We start from the raw sequence: 16,754 nt of genomic DNA, 5'->3' as shown, positions 1-16,754 counted from the left end.
ATGCTGACTCAGATCCAGCTGATCATCGAAATCGTTTTATCGTTCTTCCTGCTTCTGGGAATTATCTACAGCTTTTATCTCAGTCGGGTTCTTTCCAACCTGAAGCACGACCGCGAAAGCCTGATGGGCCTGGTCGAAAAGCTCGAAGCCAGCGTAAAAAGCGCGGAAGAAGGCGTGGAGAAACTGCGCATAGCCGGGGAAGTCAGCGGCCGCCCACTCAGCCGCATGATCGAATTGGCCAAGGTAACAGGCACCGAACTCGACACCATGGTCGAGAAGGCCGACGCGACGGCCGGACGTCTGGAGATGGCGACGATCAAGGCTTCTCCGCACGAAAGGAAGCTTGAACAACTGCTCGAAAAAGCATCCGAAATCGAGCTAAAGCTGCATGCCGAAGTCCAAAACCAACCTGTATCCGAAGACACGGAGCACACCATTGCCGCCGCGGTTCCGGCAGAGATACAGGAGAACCGTCACGAACCCGCGCGGTCACAGCAATCCGCGAAGCAGGACGAGCCTGTCCCCCCTCGGAACACAACACCGCCAATCGCCCAACCTGCGGCTGATAACGTCACACTCAGGGCGACACGCGATGAAAGTCCGGCCCTTCGCCCGAGTCCCCCTCCGGCAGCGGAAAGGGAAAATGACGGGCCGAAGAATGCCAGAAGCCGAGCATCGACCTCAAATCGTCAGAAAAATCATCAGATGAAAAGGCTCGAGAACACTTTTCTCGGCCGGCCCGCTCGGTAAAGCCCCCCTGTTCTACCAGTAGCCACCGATGACATGTCGGGGCTGGGTGGGTCCGGGATCAGCGTTGGGCGACCATGCGCTCCAGTCCCACGACGCGGTATCGCGCCGGTTTTCGGCCGCCATCGCAGGGATTGCCGAGGGGGCGGAGACAGCTTTCTTCCCTGCGGAAACCGACGATACATAATAGCTGTAGGCTGTCGCCGACCCCATATACACACAGCCACAGCCGATCGGATCGGCATAGAGATACACCGGCCCGACCGTGGACGGCCGATACGTGACCTCGCCGGGCGGAAGCGTATTCATCATGGCGTAGCGTGCGGTCGTGTCCGCCTTGTGCGCCACAAAGCCGGCGTCCGCCAGACGGCGTCCCATATCCAGATATGGCTTGGCCGGCGACAGGCAGCCCGCAAGCCCGGCCGACGCCAGGGTCACCGCACCCACCCGCATCGCATGCCGCCGGATATCAGGCAGCAAAGCCGCGAAATGACATCGTAGATTCATGAATTCTCTTTTTCGGATACCGAGAAGCCGAACATTCGAACCCCTTCCATCCAGACGTGCCCAGCCCAAAGAGGTCTCTTCAGTCTATACCGCATGCCGTCCAGGCACATTCCGACGGCAGAAGGAAACGAACGAACAGACGGCGTCAGACATCGCTGCGCAATGTCAGTGCTGCCTGCGCGCCGGGGTTGGGCATATATTGACCCGAAGCACCATAACCGACGCCTGCATCCTGCGTCGCATCCACGACGATCAGCCGAATCAGGATATTCTGCGCGTCGATCGCATTTTTCAGCAATGTTCGATTGGCGTGCACCAATGCACCGAAGCGGCCAGCCACCTCTTCGATTTCCGACCTCTTCAGACCATGAATCTGGTCGGCCGATAACGAATCGGCACGACTCACTGCCAGGATGCGCTCCAGAGCGTCCATTTCTCTTTGCTTTGCCGGAAGCATATCCACGACCTCCCGCAGCCTGCCGGCTTTCAGAAGATCGTTCTCAGTCTCAAGCACGGAGCAGACCGTCTGGAAGCTGGTCAGAAGGGAAGCCGCCATTCCGGCCGACGCGCGGCTCATGACTGGCTCTGCTCCTGCTGCGCCTGTTCCTGCATGGCCAGAATCTGGCGATAGACGCTGTCGGCAATGCCGATACCACCGTTATTGGCGATCTGCTTGCCAATTTCCAGAACCTGAAGCGATCGGAACTGCTTCTCGGCCGCACCGCCCCCGAACATGCCTTTGGACGTGTCCACCGTATCGAACATGGGCTGCAACAATTCGCCGATGGTCACGCTTTCAAACGAGACGGCCGCCTTGCGGGCCTCTTCCGTACGGGCCGAATCCTGGTTCGCCTGCCCGGTCGCAACCTGCTGCCGGCTCATCGTGGACAACGAGGACGCGACATCACCTATACCACTCATGCGTCGCTACCTTACCTCAAGATCGGCCTGGAGCGCCCCATCGGCCTTGATGGCCTGAAGGATACCGATCATATCCCGCGGTCCCATGCCCAGAGCGTTCATACCTGCAACCAAACTGGCAAGAGTCGGCCCCTCGCGCAATATCCCCAGCCGATTAGAACTCCCCGTGTTCGCCTCAATCTGCGTTCGTGGCAGAATAGCGGTCGTTCCATTGGAAAACGGGCCAGGCTGGGACGCCACAGGCAGTTCCGTAACCTGGATGGTCAGATTTCCCTGTGCGATGGCAACGGTGCTGATGCGCACATTGTCGCCCATGACGATCGTTCCGCTGGCCTCATCGACAATCACCTTGGCCATCGTATCGGGCTCGATGCTCAGGTCGCCGATCCGATACAGGGTTGTCGCCGCATTGCGCCCGGAGAGGTCGATGGCAATGGTACGCGGATCGTCAACCCGTGCCATGCCGCGCCCGATAGAGCGGTTGATCACATCGACAATTCTGTTCGCAGTTGTAAAATTGGCATTACGCAGGGAAAGATGAATAATCCCGCCTGCCCCCAGATTGACCGGCACTTCGCGTTCGACCACCGCCCCATTGGCAATATGGCCGCTGGTCGGAATATTCTGCGTCATGCCGCCGCCGGCTCCGCTGGCCGCGAATGCGTTGGTCACCAGCGATCCCTGGGCGACGGCATAAACTTCGCCATCCGCGGCCTGAAGCGGCGTCACCAGCAACGTCCCGCCGGCGAGGTCCCGCGCATCACCGACGGCGGAAACCGTCACATCAATCCGTCCGCCCCCGTGCGAAAAAGGCGGCAGGGTCGCGGTCACCATCACGGCGGCCACGTCATGGGTCTGAAGCTGCACTTCGCGGTCGCGAATATTCACCCCGAGGCGGTTCAGCATGCTGATCAGCGTTTCGCGCGTGAAAATGGTATTGGTCAGTCGATCGCCCGTACCCCGGAGTCCGACGACAAGGCCATAGCCGACCAACTGGTTGTCGCGCACGCCTTCATAATCGACGATATCCTTCACCCGAACCATCGCGGCACTGGCCGACGGAAACGGGAGCAGCCCGATCAGGAGAAACGCGGTCGAAACCAGCGCCACAATCCGCCGGAAACAAGACACCTGCATGCTTTTCCGACTGAAAGACGCGGCATCCGTTCCATCGCCGCGACCGAAATGGTTGCGATAGAGGCTGGCCGCCCTGAGGCAAGTCCTCATAGACACTGGTCACCTTTTGCACTTCGGCCCATGGCATTCCGCGAAGTGACCATGGCAGATTTTGAGAATACGCCGCGGGACCACCACATTCAATGGCCCAACGACGTGAAATGAGAAGGATAGTCCGCCTTGTCTCTTCGGCTTCCGTCCGGTTGTGGACCATCGAGGAAATGAGGTAAAGCCGGACGACTGCCCATACCTCAAAGTTCGATAGACCCGTTTCAGAACGCATGCGCGACGACCTCGCCGTTCCATGCGCCGCCGAACGGCCTACGATACAGGGAGAGACGGCCTGTGATAGGTCCAGCCCCGATACCGGCCATGCGCTGCCACGCTCCACGACACCACGCATGTCGGACGACACTGGCCGTCCTCATCCTGCTCCTGCCGACCCGCACCGCATTCGCCCGCCCCCCGGAAGCGTCGCTCTGCATCGCGGCGACAGCGCAAGCGGAACGGGCTCTCCATGTCCCGGATGGTTTTCTCAATGCCATGAGCCGGGTCGAAAGCGGCAAGCCAGGCCCGGACGGCACCATTTCCGCATGGCCGTGGACGATTACGGCGTCGGGAATCGGCCATTATTATTCAACGCGCGCCGAAGCCGTCGCGGCCGTGGAAGCCTTTCGTCAGCAAGGGATCCAGTCGATCGACGTCGGTTGCATGCAGGTCAACCTGCAACAGCATCCGGACGCCTTCGCCTCGCTCGACCAGGCATTCGACCCGGTCGCCAATACGCTGTACGCCGGCCGGTTCCTGCTCCAGATGTATGACAAGACGGGAAGCTGGCCGCGCGCCGCAGCCGCATACCACTCCCAGACACCCGGCATCGGCACCCCCTACCAGTGGAAGGTCCTGGAAGCCTGGGCGATCCCGCAGGATGGACGGGATACGCACGCGCCAGCGCGCCAGAACGTCCGCATGGCATCCTCCATCACGCCAGCGTCCATGCATCCGTCCACGCCCAAAACGATACAGCAACCAACCCTCACGGCCGACGCACAACCCGATACCGACGGCAGCGCTCCCCCGGCGCCGGCCAAGGTCTTTCACCCGTTCCAGGGATTTGCGCATTTCACCCAGCCCACGATCCACCGCCCGACCACGGGCGGCATGCGGGGGCGCACACTGGCATCCTACCGTGCCAACCCCGTCATGCTGGCCCGCCCGACGGGCTGATGCCCGGCGTGCCGAACCGTTCCACGCGAAACATCGCCCCGCCCGAACCAGCCCAGCGTTAGAGCCAGTTGCGCAAAGCCCGCCCGACTTCCTGCAATACAGGTGCGAACGATCGCTCCCTCGCCCGGAACACGCGCATGTTCGGATACCAGGGCGTGCCACTTCCTTCATCGCCCCATCGCCAGCAGGCATCCCAACGGCTGACCAGCCACACGGGGCAGCCGAGGGCGCCGGCAAGATGCAGCGGTGCCGTATCGACGGAAATGACCAGATCAAGATTTTTCATGATCGCCGCGGTATCGGCCATGTCACGTACATCGCCCATCGGGTCGAACAGCGGTTGACCATTCCATGCCTCGATTTCCGCGCGCGGCCCACCGAACTGTAGATTGACCAGCGTGGCCTCCACCGGGGTAAGGGCCGCTCCCATCTCGGCCAACGTGGTCGAACGACGCTTATCCGCCAGATCATACTCGGATTGCGCCCGCCGTTCGCCCGCCCAGACCAGCCCGACACGCGGCCGCCTGTCGGGCAAAAGGGCGGCAAACCGTGCGACATCCCCCTCATCGGCACGCAGATAGGGAATGGCAGCCGGAATATCCCGCACCGACATCACACCGCTGATATAAGGAAGATCCGGAATCGGGGCAGCATAGCTGTAGCCGTCCTCCCGGCCAAAGCTCCACTTGTCGCGAACGCACACGCCAGGGAAAGACTGAGACAAAAGACGAACGAGCATCGGAGGCACGACGACAGTCACCTCCGCCCCCCTTTCCAGCAGATAAGGGAGGCAGCGGATGAATTGAATAGTATCGCCGAACCCCTGCTCGTCGAACAGCAGAACCTTCCGCCCCGATACATCATCATCAGGCCCCAGGCGCGGTAATTCCAGGTACCATGCCGACTTGTCCTTAACAATCAGGTCCCGCTTAGAATAAATCTGCCAACCATCCGCCAGCCTCCCGGCCTTCAGCAGCGTGCAGGCATAACCGAAGCTGGCGTCGGGCGACGGCTCAAGTGCCAGCGCCCTTTCATACCAGGGAAGGGCTTCGGACGACCGATTGAGACGCCCCAGGGCGCATCCGATATTGTTCAGAAGAGCCGCAGTCACGTCTCCGTTCATGAGATGAGACTGCAGGATCTTCAGCGCCTCCACCGGGTATCCGGCTTCAAGAAGCGACATCGATATGAATTCACATATATTCGCACGCTTCTCTGGATAACGCTCCATCATGCCGGAGAACAGGGCGCACCCTCCGGCGACATCGCCGCTAACAACGCGGACATGCGCCAGAAACGCCTGTGCCGACACATTGTCCGGATCGACCCGCAGCGTATTGCGCGCCAATGTTTCGACAATATCATAACGGGAACTGTACCGCAGGATCACCGTCGCACCGGCCAGGCTCAACTGCCCGTCGTCCAGATGCAGTGACGTTACCTCCAGTACCAGCCGGGTAACCTCGATGAGGTGCGCTTTCGCCGCCAACTTATCGCACGCCTCGATCAGATGGGCTGGCGTCGGCGATTGCAGCAGGCTTTCCTTCAGAAGCGCGACATCCACGAACTGCGTGGCGTCGCCCATTTCGGACCCCAGGCCCCTCTTCGTTTCAATATCCGTCACAAATCCTGCCTCGCCTCGTCCGGGAGCCATGCCCAGCGCTCTGCCTCACAACGGGGGGCGGTTCTCGAACCACCCGAAGATCAACCCGCCACCTCCCCGCCGGCAGATCGGCCGGAAGGGTCCATATTCCACGCAGGCGCCCTTTTTCGCGCCTTGCTCAAAACCGACTATAACGGTACTTATCGCCCCCAGAAACCGGTCCTGTACGGTATATCTCGCAGCATATGGCCGCAGATCATCGCCAGATATCGTTATGACCATGACCGGCACGCGAAAGGGAATGTGGCATCTTGGACCCCGCCAATGGCAGCACAATCGCCGGGCCCGGCGATGGCAAGCTGACTGACGGAACCGCCGCGCGCGGCAAGTTCCCATCCCTTTCGCGCGGCATGGCCTCTGCAACCAGTCTGCTGCGCGGCGGCAACCTGAATGCCGTTTCCTGGCGTTCCCTCATCCCCGGCACGGATATCGGCCTGGCGGTCGGCGTTCTGCTGCTCCTGTCCATTCTCATCGTCCCGCTACCGACCTTCATCCTCGATATGGGGCTGTCGCTGTCGATCACCGCCTCGGCCCTGGTTCTCATGGTGTCGCTGTTTCTGGCGAAACCGGTCGAGTTCACCTCGTTTCCCACACTCCTCCTGCTGACCACACTCCTCCGGTTGGCACTCGAAATCGCGACCACACGCCTGATCCTCAGCCACGGCAACGAAGGCGCTTATGCCGCCGGCCATGTGGTGGCCGCATTCGGCGGCTTCCTGATGGGCGGAGATGTCGTCATCGGCGGGATCGTGTTCTGCATCCTGCTGGTGGTGAATTTCATGGTCATCACCAAGGGCTCGGGCCGCATCGCCGAAGTCGCGGCGCGCTTCTTCCTCGACGCCATGCCGGGCAAGCAGATGGCGATCGACGCCGAACTGGCCTCGGGCGCGATCAACGACCGGACAGCACGCCTGAAGCGCAAGGAACTGGAAGAGGAAAGCTCATTCTACGGCGCCATGGACGGCGCCGCCAAATTCGTGCGCGGCGATGCGATCGCCGCAATCATCATCACGGGCATCAATATCGTCGGCGGCCTGGCCATCGGCGTGCTGCGTCACGGCATGCCCGTGAACGAAGCCGCGAACACCTTCACGACCCTGACCGTGGGCGATGGCCTCGTCTCGCAGATTCCCGCCCTTCTGGTTTCCACCGCCGCCGGCATCGTCGTCACGAAGGGCGGAACAGACGGGTCCGCCGACGTCACGCTGGTCCGTCAGTTGGGCGGCAATCCCAAGCCGATGGCCATGGCCGCAGTCCTGTCGGCCTGCTTCGCGCTGCTGCCCGGCCTGCCCGCTTTTCCCTTCCTCACCATTGCCGCCCTGGCCGGTGCGGGCGCCTGGTTTCGCCACAAGACCCCCACCACGGACAGCGACGGCGACATTACCGAAACCGCCCCCACCCCGGCGACGACACCGATTTCCGACGTCCTCAAGCTCGACCTGCTCCGCCTCGAACTCGGCTTCGGCCTGCTGCCGCTGACAAGCGGCGATAACTCCCAGTTGACCGAGCAGATCAAGGCGCTGCGCAGGGCGATCGCAACCGAAATGGGCTTCGTGACACCGCCCATCCGGATTCAGGACAACATCCTGCTTCCGTCCGAGAAGTACGTCATCAAGCTCAAGGAGATCGAGATCGGATCAGGCGAGGCGAAGCCCGGCAAGCTCATGGCCATGAGCCCGTCGGGCGGCACCCCACCCCTGGCTGGAGACAAGGCGATCGAACCCGCATTCGGCCTGCCGGCAGTATGGATCGATCCGTCCCTGAAAACCAAGGCCATCGCCCTGAAATGCACCGTGGTCGACCCCGCCAGCGTCATCGTGACGCATCTCAGCGAACTGGTCAGGCAGAACCTGCCAGACCTCCTGACCTATGTCGCCACCCAGTCGCTGCTCGACGATCTGCCTCGCGAGCAGCAGAAGCTCGTCAACGACCTGATCCCGTCCCAGGTGACACTGAGCACCGTGCAGCGCGTCCTGCAGTCGCTTCTGGCCGAACGCATTTCGATCCGCGACCTTCCGACCATCCTGGAGAGCATCCAGGAAGGCAGCGGCCTCGGCCTGCGCGGCATACAGAACCTGACCAGCCATGTGCGCGTCCGTCTGTCCCGACAGATCTGCAGCACGCTGGAAGGGCCAGGCGGCTATATTCCGATGGTCACGCTGTCCCCGGAATGGGAGGCGGAATTCATCAACCACATCACCGGACAGGGCGAGGAGCGGCGCCTCGCCATGCCGCCTTCGCTGCTGAATCGTTTCGTCACGCGACTGCGCGACGTCTTCAACACCCTCTCGTCCAGCGGCGAGGTACCCGTCATCGTCGTCTCGACGCCGGTCCGCGACTCCATGCGCTCGATCGTGGAGCGCGTCCGCCCGAACGTGTCGGTCCTCTCACAATCTGAAATATACCCACGCGCCCGCATCAAGACGATCGCAACGATTACCTGAAATCCAGAAGAATAGACCATAATACACCTCCGTTTCCATGGAGGCGCAGGTAAAGAGGTGGTCCACCCGACCAGATCCACCATCTTTCACGCTACCGAAAGAATGACCCTATGGTCACGACCAACAGAAGGTTCTATACCAACCGGATAGAATTTTGGTCGCGTCTTCCGCGTCATGGCAGGATATGAAGGATCGGGCTGATGTCCATCTCGAGCGTCTCTCCGATTGCGACATATGTTTCCGCCATCAAGAACGAAACGACGGCTGCGGAAACCTACGCAAAGGTCGACAGCACGACCAAGCTCGAAGTCGCGGCCTTCGAGAAAAGCGCCGCGTCCATTACGTCGGCTGACGGGCTGCTGCAAAATTATTCGGTCCTGCAAGTGGTGCTCGGCGCTTACGGTCTCAGTTCCCTTGCCGGCCAGACGGCCGTGATCAAAGACCTGCTGACGCAGGACCCGACATCCTCCACGTCCCTCGCCAAATCATCAGGCAATGCAGCATGGCTGGCCTTTGCCGATGCCTTCAAGACCTGGGGTCAGAACAAGGGCTCATCAACGGTATCGCCCTTCCTGACCGACGCGACTTCCGACGTCCTCAGCACGACCTATACGGCGACCAAGACCCTTTCGGTCAGTTCCATCCTTCCTTCCGCCAGCGCAACAGGCCAGACGTACACCACGGCGCCCGTCACAACCTACGATGCGAATTCGGACGCCCACCAGGTGGCCCTCAAATGGACCCAGGATTCCAGCAATCCCCTGTCGTGGACCGTCAGCGCCTATGATGCCGACGGCAATGCAACGATCGATACGAATGCCTATCAGGTCCTCTTCAATCAAGACGGCACCCTGGCATCAGCCACCGACATGTCCACCGGCAAGGCGGTGGCAGCGGACACCGCGGGCACCGTCGCACTGCCGATCAGCCTGAACATCATGCAGTCCGATGGAAGCAGCATCCAGCAATCCATCAACCTGAATCTTGGAACACCGGGCGGAACGAGCGGCGTCACCATGGCTCCGAAGAGCTCCGGCACCAGCACCGCCAGCCCAAGCCAGATCGTCAGCCTGACGTCCTCGGCCGACTCCAGCACCACCCTGACCCTTCCGTCCATTACCCTCGGCACCACATCGGGAACGAACCAGACATACGTCACGGCCCCGTTCGACCCGAACGAGGCCACGGACGACGCAAACGGCACCAGTGCCGCCAACCGGACCACCCTGTCCGTCAAATGGGTGCAGGACACGTCCTCGCCCTCCACCTGGCAGGCTTATATCATCGACCCCTACGGCACGCAGGTCACCAGCACGACTTTTTCGACCACGTTCGACAACACGGGGAATGTGATGCAGGTCAACGGCCAGTATTCACACGACATTCCCGCCCTGCAAGCGCAGGTCAACGGGGTTACATACACTGTCAATGTCCAACCCCCGAATCTCTCGACGTCGCCGCTGACCCAGAATTCGACCCTGACAAGCGACAGCACGGTCGCCAGCACGGTAACCGGGGTCAATATCAACACTGCCGTCTCGCAATTCGAGCTGAGTCAGTACGAGAACAGCACCGACATGCAGGATAACGGTGTCGGCAACGCGCTCTACTTCACGCGCAAGATGAGCGGCGTCACCACCCTGGCGCAGTTGATGTCCGACCCTACATTGCTGAAAGTCGCTGAAACGGTCGCAGGCTACGATCCCTCGGTATTCGGAACCCTGGATTACGACCAACAGGTTCGGATGCTGACGAACAAGGTAGATTTCAGCAAGCTCTCGACCCCGCAGCAGATCCAGCAATATGCCGAGCGTTACCTGGCCATGCTCCAGGTCAACCCGCAGACGCCCGACAAGCCGGCAACCATGCTGGATCTGTACGGTGGCGGTTCAAGTGCCGAGGGCATCGCCGCATTGTTTGGCGTCAACACGTCATCCTCGAGCTGAAATCCTGATTCCAGCCTGTTTTAAAGGGGTGGTTGCAGGCGCAACCTGCCTGACTGGGTGAGTACGGCATGCAGCCTGCCGAAACGAACAGCGAAACCGAGCGCGCATCGCAGGACGATGCGCTTGCCAGCGGTATGGCCCACACCCTGCATGCGCTCCGTCAGGCCGTAGCCGGCCCCTTCCACGATGTTCCCGTAGGCATGCTGGAGGGGCGCGTGACGGGACTGACCGGCCTGTCCGTCTCCCTCAGCGGCATGCGCGACTTCACCGGCGTGGGAGATCGGGTCAGCATTATCGGACTGGACGGGCGCGAGACAGAGGCGGAAATCGTGGCGTTCCGGGGCGATACGGCCATCGCCATGCCGTTCGGAGCCCTGGCGGGCATAGGGTCGGGCTGCCGCGCGATGTTCCGGCTTTATGATCAGGAACAGAGGCGGCGCCGGGCGGGCGGCACGCTGGTCGTCAATCCGTTGTGGCAAGGACGTGTCATCGACCCGATGGGGCGCCCCGTTGACGGCAAAGGGCCGCTTCCCCCAGGCGGGGAACCCTGTCGGCTGCACGCCCCCCCTCCCGAAGCTGGCCTGCGGGCACGCCTGGGACCACGCATCGACCTCGGCGTCCGGGTGCTCAACCTGTTCACGACCTGCCGCGAAGGCCAGAGACTCGGCCTGTTCGCCGGCTCCGGCGTGGGAAAATCCACGCTGATGGGGATGCTGGCGCGCAATACCGACTGCGACGTGGCAGTCATCGCGCTTGTCGGCGAACGCGGCCGGGAAGTCCGGGAATTCGTGGAAGACGATCTGGGGCCGGAAGGGCTGGCCAAATCGGTCGTCGTGGTCGCCACCTCCGACACGTCCCCCCTCATGCGACGGGAAGCCGCCTATTCGGCCATGGCGGTAGCGGAATATTTCAGGGATCGAGGCAAATCAGTACTGCTGCTCATGGACAGCGTCACCCGCTTTTGCCAGGCTTTGCGTGAAATCGGACTGTCTTCCGGCGAACCTCCCGCGACCCGGGGCTATCCGCCCAGCGTCTTCGCGGAACTGCCGCGTCTGCTGGAGCGCGCAGGCCCCGGCCTCGCCGGGCCGGACGGCAAGGCCGGCCAGATCACGGCCATGTTCTCGGTACTGGTCGAAGGCGACGACCACAACGAGCCGGTCGCCGATGCGGTGCGCGGCATTCTCGATGGGCATGTCGTGCTGGAACGGCGGATCGCCGAGGCCGGGCGCTATCCGGCCGTCAACGTCCTCCGTTCTCTCTCGCGCACCGTTCCCGGATGCAACAGCGTGGAGGAAAACGCCCTGGCCCAGGAAGCACGAACCGATCTTGCGACCTGGGAAGATATCCAGGACATGGTTCGCCTGGGCGCCTATCGGGCAGGAAACGATCCGCTCACCGACAAGGCCATTCAGGTCGCGCCCGTCATCGAAGGCATCCTGAAGCAGTCACGCCAGGAAAAGGCGACGATCGCCGCAAGCTTCGACGCCCTGCGCGGCGCGCTCTCGGCTTCCCGCACATCGCGATGAATGCCCGCACACGCGCGTTACGCTCCCTGATCCGCCTCCACAAAACGAAGGTCGACCAGGCAAAGGCCGCCATGGCCGAGGCGCTGGCCAGCGAACATACCGCACGCCTCCAACTGGAAAGCTGTCAGGCGACGATCGAAAGCGAACGTCAGGCCGCCATGGCCGAGCACGTCTCGATGGACGATTTCCGTCGCTGGCTACCCTTCGGACAGGAGGCCGTCGAACGTGCCGAGAACACGCTGCACATCGCCAGCCAGACAGCGGACCATGCGCGCGAAGCCCTCATGCAGGCCAATGCTGCTCTGAAGGCGGCAACCTCGATCCTCGATCGGCGGATGGAAGAGGAAAAAGAGATCCGCACGAGGCGGGAACTGGCCGAAATCGACGACCTGTCACGACGGGTACGCATGACGCCAGGATGACTTCCAATGTTCACGTATCATTCCGACAAGACGATCGTCGTTTTTATCCTGTTTCGTCCTTGAGTAAGTGCAATGCCCCGGCTATCGCTATTATCGGGGTCGGCGCGTAACCGTGCCTGATATCGATCCGATCATCCCCATGGACGTGAGCGACCAGGAAAGCGCATGGAACAGACAGAACAACAGACCGCAAAATTATTCATTGCGACGCCTTGTTTCGGCGGTCTGGTAACGCAGGAATACATGGAATCCATTATCGCCTGCACCGGCGTGATGCGGACTCCGATGACTCTTTCCCTGCTCGGCGACGACGCGATGATCAGCAGGGCGCGCAATACCCTGGTCCATCAGTTCTTCACACGGTCCGACGCCACGCATCTCCTTTTCATCGACGCCGATATCGGCTTCCCCGCGGAAGCGCCGGCGCGCCTTCTCGCGGCCGACAAGGACCTGATCGCGGGCATGTATCCGATCAAGGATCGGTTCTGGGATAAAGGCACCCAGGAAAACATCCTGCGCGGCGAACCCCAGGAATCGGCCTCCCTGCGCTATGTCGGCGAGACCGACGCCATGCACGAGACCTGGGAAAAAGGTCCGCTCATGCGGACACATTACGCCGGCACGGGGTTCATGATGATCAGCCGGAAGGCGATCGCCCGCATGATCAAGCATTATCCCGAAACCGCCTATCGCCGGATCGATACCGCGGGCAGCGGAGATGCCGGCCTGTATCACGCCCTGTTCGACGCCAGCATCGACCCGGAAACCGGCACCTATCTGAGCGAGGATTTCACGTTCTGCCGGCGCTGGCGCGAACTCGGTGGCGAAGTCTGGCTCGATACCTCCATTGTCCTGACCCATGCCGGGCGCGCGGCCTATCGCGGAGATCCGTCCTGCCGCGTCGGCATGGTCCATCACAAGGCCCTGTAAGGTCACGGTAGTTCCACATGGCCAGAAACAACAAACCTCCCGTCATCATCAGGCGCAGCGGCGAGTCTTCCGACGAGCAGGGCCATCATGGCGGGGCGTGGAAAATCGCTTATGCCGACTTCATGACGGCGATGATGGCGTTCTTTCTGGTCATGTGGCTCCTCAACGCGACAACGGACGAGCAACGCCGGGGCATCGCGCAATTCTTCAATCCCATGGCGGACAACAAGACTCTTGTACCGCCGACGGATGGCGTGCTCGACGCCTCCCCATCCCCGCTCACGGCGGGGAAATCGTTGCAGATGATCAAGAACGATACGAGTTCGAACGCGCCACAATCCAAAAAGCTCGGCGCAGGACACGGCCCTATCACGTCCATAGAAGGTGGCGCTCCTGACGACATCACCTACGGGATCAGGACAGCATTCGTCCCACGCCCCCCCAGTGTCGTCCCGATTGGCGGACCGGACAGCGGCGGCGCCCAGCATACGGCCTATGTCGGCGCCGACGACGCAGCCGCCGAACAGGGCAAGATCGAACAGATGGCGTCCGATCTTCAGCAGGCAATCCAGAAAAGCCCGACCCTTCACGACGCCAGCTCCAACGTGGCGGTCAGTTTCGGCCGGAACGACATCCGGATCGAGCTTCGGGATGCCAACAATACACCGATGTTCGATTCGGGATCGCCGGCCCCCAACAGCAAGGGCCGGCAGATGCTGGCCGAAATCGCCAAATGGCTCGCTCCGATGCCGGAACGCATTTCCATCATCGGCTATACCGATTCCGACATGTACCGCCCCGGCAAGAACTGGAGCATGTCCAACTGGACCCTTTCCGCGCTGCGGGCGGATTACGCCCGTGAGGCGTTGGTCAAGGCCGGCTATCCCGACACCAATATCCTCGATGTCTCGGGAAGAGCCGATCGCTCCCTGGCCGTTCCCGCAACCCCTTCGGCCGCAGCCAACAGGCGGGTCGTGATTGTCATGCACAAGATGTATGGGGATGCTGCCCCGCCCGTCCTTCCCTTGTCGGACAATCCCGCTCCGGTATCACCCGGACCCGAAGGAACGGACGTGAAACAGCAGGCATCCGAAGCGGCAAAGCCGAAATAACGCCCCTCCGCAGCCACGAAGCGGGCACCAAAGACGTCGGTCCGACAGCCTGGGATCGAGAACACTGCATACCACTGCGACCGGCGGGTGCCGGCCGGCATATCTGGGTGAAACGGAGACAACTCAATGCTCTTCATCGGGGGCCTCGTCTTTGCGCTGCTCTGCGTCTTCGGCTCGTTCGTGGCCTCCGGGGGGGTCCTGGCCCCTCTGCTCGCCTCGATGCCTTTCGAGATGCTGACCATCATGGGTTCGGCGGCCGGCATCTTCGTGATGTCGAATTCCGCCGGAGCACTCAAAAAACTGCTTCCCGACCTGAAATCGACGTTGAAAGGCCCCCGTTACGACAAGGCGGCCTATACCGAACTCCTGCTCACGCTGTTCCGGTTCACGCGCCTGGCCCATGCGAAGGGAAACATGGCGCTTGAAGAACATGTCGAAAACCCGGCCGAAAGCAGCATTTTCGCGCAATCGCCCGCCATCCGCGACGATCTCGAAACCCGCAACCTGATCTGTGACTATCTGCGGCTGATCAGCCTCAATATGGACGATGCCTACCAGCTTGACGAAGTCATGGCCCGCGAGCTGAAAAAGAACCTGACGGCGAAGCTGCATACCGCCGAATGCCTGACGAGCATCGCGGATGCCCTGCCGGCACTGGGCATCGTGGCCGCGGTCCTGGGCGTCATCAAGACGATGTCCTCGATCAGCAAGCCGCCAGCCGTTCTGGGTGAAATGATCGCCGGCGCCCTGGTCGGCACCTTTCTCGGCGTGCTGCTGTCTTATGGCGTCGTAGCACCTCTCGCTGCCCGGATGCGCGATGTGATAACCCAGGATGGTCGTTATCAGGACATCATCCGGATTGTCTTCGTGGCGCATCTCCAAGGCAACCCGCCTCAGGTCAGTGCCGAAATCGGACGCAAGGACATTCCGCCCGCTTTTATGCCTTCGTTTACTGAGCTCGATACGGCATTATCCGTGTCGCAGCCCACCATGGCTGCCGCGGCCTGACGGAGCGGAATGACGACAGGGAATACGGTACGTCCGATGGGCATTACGATGTCAAAAGTTTCGACGAAAACGGATCAGGCGCTCGCCTCTTCGTCATCCGCTTCGCCGCTCCCTGTCTCTTCTGGCTCCGCCACCTCCGGGGCGACGACGTCCCGGTCCCGGACGACACGGCGCCCCTCCAACGGGCAGGCGTCCTTCAGTGCCCACCTCAAGAACGCACAAGACGAACACGCTGGCGGATCGCAGGACCATGCGGGCACCCATGAAACGGCTGCCCACGCCCCCCAGACGACATCGAAGGGCCCGGCCGACAATCGGGCCGGGCAAAACACGGCACAGACCATCGACCTGCCGGCAGCCACGGTTACGACCGCGCTGTCCTCACAAATTGCCAAGACAACGGATACCGCGACCGATCAATCCACGGCCAGTCAGGCGAAAAAGGTCAAATCCGATCCGGACACAGCGACCGACACCGCCACGGAATCCGATCTGACATCTCAGAACCAAAACCTGCTGACAGACATCCTGTCTCAGACCCTCGGACTGCAGCAGAACCTTCCTCCTTTGTCATCACAGCCACAGGGGCCGGCCAGCCAGACAGACGCCGCCATCTCGGCAAACCCGTCGTCTCAGTCGCCCTCCACCTCCGCTCCCGCACAGGTGGCCGCAAGCCAGCAGACCCCGGTATCCATGTCCGAGCCGCAAGTCGCACTCGCGACTCCGTCCGACACTGCAATGACCGATCCGAACTCCTTCGCCGCTATCCTGGCCCAGATTCCGGACAACCAGCAGGTCACGACCACTGCCTCGCAGTCGCCAGCGACTTCCTCTGCGGCAACCGACCAGAGCAATCCAACAACCGCGCCGACGCAGAGCGTGGCACGCGCGGCTGGCCAAGCCGCCTCCACGCAGTTACCCGCCAGCACACAGATCCTGGTCTCCACCTCATCGCAAACAATGGTGTCAACCACTCAGAACAGCACCACGACCACACCAGCCCAGACGCCGGACGGCAAGCCGCAAATCCTGGCCAGCACCACACCCCAGCCCGCCACAACCACGTCGGCAGCCACCACCCAGAACAGCACCACGGCCACGCCGACGCAGACGCCCGACAACCCG

Annotated in this window: 14 protein-coding genes and 1 pseudogene; 10 read left to right on the top strand and 5 right to left on the bottom strand. The window is 61.7% G+C overall.

What is annotated here, in order from left to right:
- Entirely contained in the window at window positions 1–750 is a 750-nt protein-coding gene (locus tag ABF821_RS02545) for a DUF6468 domain-containing protein (RefSeq protein WP_220791619.1), read from the top strand.
- Window positions 751–762: 12 nt separating this feature from the next.
- Here the strand turns inward: ABF821_RS02545 and ABF821_RS02540 are convergent, their stop codons facing one another.
- The 4 genes from ABF821_RS02540 to ABF821_RS02525 all read right to left on the bottom strand — a co-directional run bounded on the left by ABF821_RS02540 (window position 763) and on the right by ABF821_RS02525 (window position 3,312).
- Entirely contained in the window at window positions 763–1,254 is a 492-nt protein-coding gene (locus tag ABF821_RS02540) for a hypothetical protein (RefSeq protein ID WP_183008837.1), read from the bottom strand.
- A 145-nt stretch (window positions 1,255–1,399) separates the two neighbouring features.
- Window positions 1,400–1,831, bottom strand: a complete 432-nt coding sequence (locus tag ABF821_RS02535; RefSeq protein WP_183008836.1) for a hypothetical protein — start codon at window positions 1,829–1,831, stop codon at window positions 1,400–1,402.
- Window positions 1,828–2,175 carry a rod-binding protein gene (locus tag ABF821_RS02530; RefSeq protein WP_182972294.1) on the bottom strand — a complete coding sequence of 116 codons (348 nt, stop codon included), beginning with the start codon at window positions 2,173–2,175 and terminating at the stop codon, window positions 1,828–1,830. The genes ABF821_RS02535 and ABF821_RS02530 overlap by 4 nt, the downstream gene beginning before the upstream one ends.
- A 6-nt stretch (window positions 2,176–2,181) precedes the next feature.
- The gene (locus ABF821_RS02525; RefSeq protein ID WP_415528982.1) at window positions 2,182–3,312 is read right to left on the bottom strand and encodes a flagellar basal body P-ring protein FlgI; all 1,131 of its coding nucleotides are present in this window, start codon (window positions 3,310–3,312) and stop codon (window positions 2,182–2,184) included.
- A 384-nt stretch (window positions 3,313–3,696) separates the two neighbouring features.
- On the opposite strand from ABF821_RS02525, the gene ABF821_RS02520 reads away from it, so the two are divergent.
- Window positions 3,697–4,578, top strand: coding sequence for a transglycosylase SLT domain-containing protein (locus tag ABF821_RS02520; protein WP_415528965.1), 882 nt, complete (start codon window positions 3,697–3,699; stop codon window positions 4,576–4,578).
- 58 nt (window positions 4,579–4,636) lie between these two features.
- On the opposite strand, the gene ABF821_RS02515 is transcribed toward ABF821_RS02520, so the two are convergent.
- On the bottom strand, window positions 4,637–6,202 hold the full coding sequence (locus tag ABF821_RS02515; RefSeq protein WP_415528964.1) for a glycosyltransferase: 1,566 nt from the start codon (window positions 6,200–6,202) through the stop codon (window positions 4,637–4,639).
- A 389-nt stretch (window positions 6,203–6,591) separates the two neighbouring features.
- On the opposite strand from ABF821_RS02515, the gene flhA reads away from it, so the two are divergent.
- The 8 genes and pseudogenes from flhA to ABF821_RS02475 form a co-directional block, all read left to right on the top strand.
- Window positions 6,592–8,685: a flagellar biosynthesis protein FlhA gene (gene flhA, locus ABF821_RS02510; protein ID WP_182972423.1), complete on the top strand. Its 2,094-nt coding sequence runs from the start codon at window positions 6,592–6,594 to the stop codon at window positions 8,683–8,685.
- Between the two features lie 200 nt (window positions 8,686–8,885).
- The gene (locus tag ABF821_RS02505; protein WP_415528963.1) at window positions 8,886–10,631 is read left to right on the top strand and encodes a DUF1217 domain-containing protein; all 1,746 of its coding nucleotides are present in this window, start codon (window positions 8,886–8,888) and stop codon (window positions 10,629–10,631) included.
- Between the two features lie 200 nt (window positions 10,632–10,831).
- Window positions 10,832–12,157 (top strand): flagellar protein export ATPase FliI, encoded by a 1,326-nt coding sequence (gene fliI, locus ABF821_RS02500; protein ID WP_415528981.1) that lies wholly within the window; start codon window positions 10,832–10,834, stop codon window positions 12,155–12,157.
- Complete coding sequence (locus tag ABF821_RS02495) at window positions 12,154–12,579, top strand: flagellar FliJ family protein (protein WP_415528962.1); 426 nt, start codon at window positions 12,154–12,156, stop codon at window positions 12,577–12,579. Before fliI ends, ABF821_RS02495 begins: the two co-directional genes overlap by 4 nt.
- Before the next feature lie 165 nt (window positions 12,580–12,744).
- Entirely contained in the window at window positions 12,745–13,509 is a 765-nt protein-coding gene (locus ABF821_RS02490) for a hypothetical protein (RefSeq protein WP_182972297.1), read from the top strand.
- A gap of 17 nt (window positions 13,510–13,526) precedes the next feature.
- Entirely contained in the window at window positions 13,527–14,621 is a 1,095-nt protein-coding gene (locus tag ABF821_RS02485; protein WP_415528961.1) for a flagellar motor protein MotB, read from the top strand.
- Window positions 14,622–14,747: 126 nt separating this feature from the next.
- Entirely contained in the window at window positions 14,748–15,629 is an 882-nt protein-coding gene (gene motA, locus ABF821_RS02480; protein ID WP_182972299.1) for a flagellar motor stator protein MotA, read from the top strand.
- A 36-nt stretch (window positions 15,630–15,665) separates the two neighbouring features.
- Window positions 15,666–16,754, top strand: a pseudogene (locus tag ABF821_RS02475) (hypothetical protein); the annotation flags it as partial.

This window comes from Gluconacetobacter sp. (assembly GCF_047721585.1).
In the GTDB taxonomy this organism is placed as follows: domain Bacteria; phylum Pseudomonadota; class Alphaproteobacteria; order Acetobacterales; family Acetobacteraceae; genus Gluconacetobacter; species Gluconacetobacter dulcium.
Note: the sequence above shows the minus strand (reverse complement) of the source record. Positions and strands in the feature narration are given on the sequence as shown.

Coding starts and splice junctions, on each gene's coding strand:
- ABF821_RS02545 (WP_220791619.1), top strand. CDS start 1: ATGCTGACTCAGATCCAGCTGATCATCGAAATCGTTTTATCGTTCTTC.
- ABF821_RS02540 (WP_183008837.1), bottom strand. CDS start 1,254: ATGAATCTACGATGTCATTTCGCGGCTTTGCTGCCTGATATCCGGCGG.
- ABF821_RS02535 (WP_183008836.1), bottom strand. CDS start 1,831: ATGAGCCGCGCGTCGGCCGGAATGGCGGCTTCCCTTCTGACCAGCTTC.
- ABF821_RS02530 (WP_182972294.1), bottom strand. CDS start 2,175: ATGAGTGGTATAGGTGATGTCGCGTCCTCGTTGTCCACGATGAGCCGG.
- ABF821_RS02525 (WP_415528982.1), bottom strand. CDS start 3,312: ATGCAGGTGTCTTGTTTCCGGCGGATTGTGGCGCTGGTTTCGACCGCG.
- flhA (WP_182972423.1), top strand. CDS start 6,592: ATGGCCTCTGCAACCAGTCTGCTGCGCGGCGGCAACCTGAATGCCGTT.
- ABF821_RS02505 (WP_415528963.1), top strand. CDS start 8,886: ATGTCCATCTCGAGCGTCTCTCCGATTGCGACATATGTTTCCGCCATC.
- fliI (WP_415528981.1), top strand. CDS start 10,832: ATGCTGGAGGGGCGCGTGACGGGACTGACCGGCCTGTCCGTCTCCCTC.
- ABF821_RS02495 (WP_415528962.1), top strand. CDS start 12,154: ATGAATGCCCGCACACGCGCGTTACGCTCCCTGATCCGCCTCCACAAA.
- ABF821_RS02490 (WP_182972297.1), top strand. CDS start 12,745: ATGGAACAGACAGAACAACAGACCGCAAAATTATTCATTGCGACGCCT.
- ABF821_RS02485 (WP_415528961.1), top strand. CDS start 13,527: ATGGCCAGAAACAACAAACCTCCCGTCATCATCAGGCGCAGCGGCGAG.
- motA (WP_182972299.1), top strand. CDS start 14,748: ATGCTCTTCATCGGGGGCCTCGTCTTTGCGCTGCTCTGCGTCTTCGGC.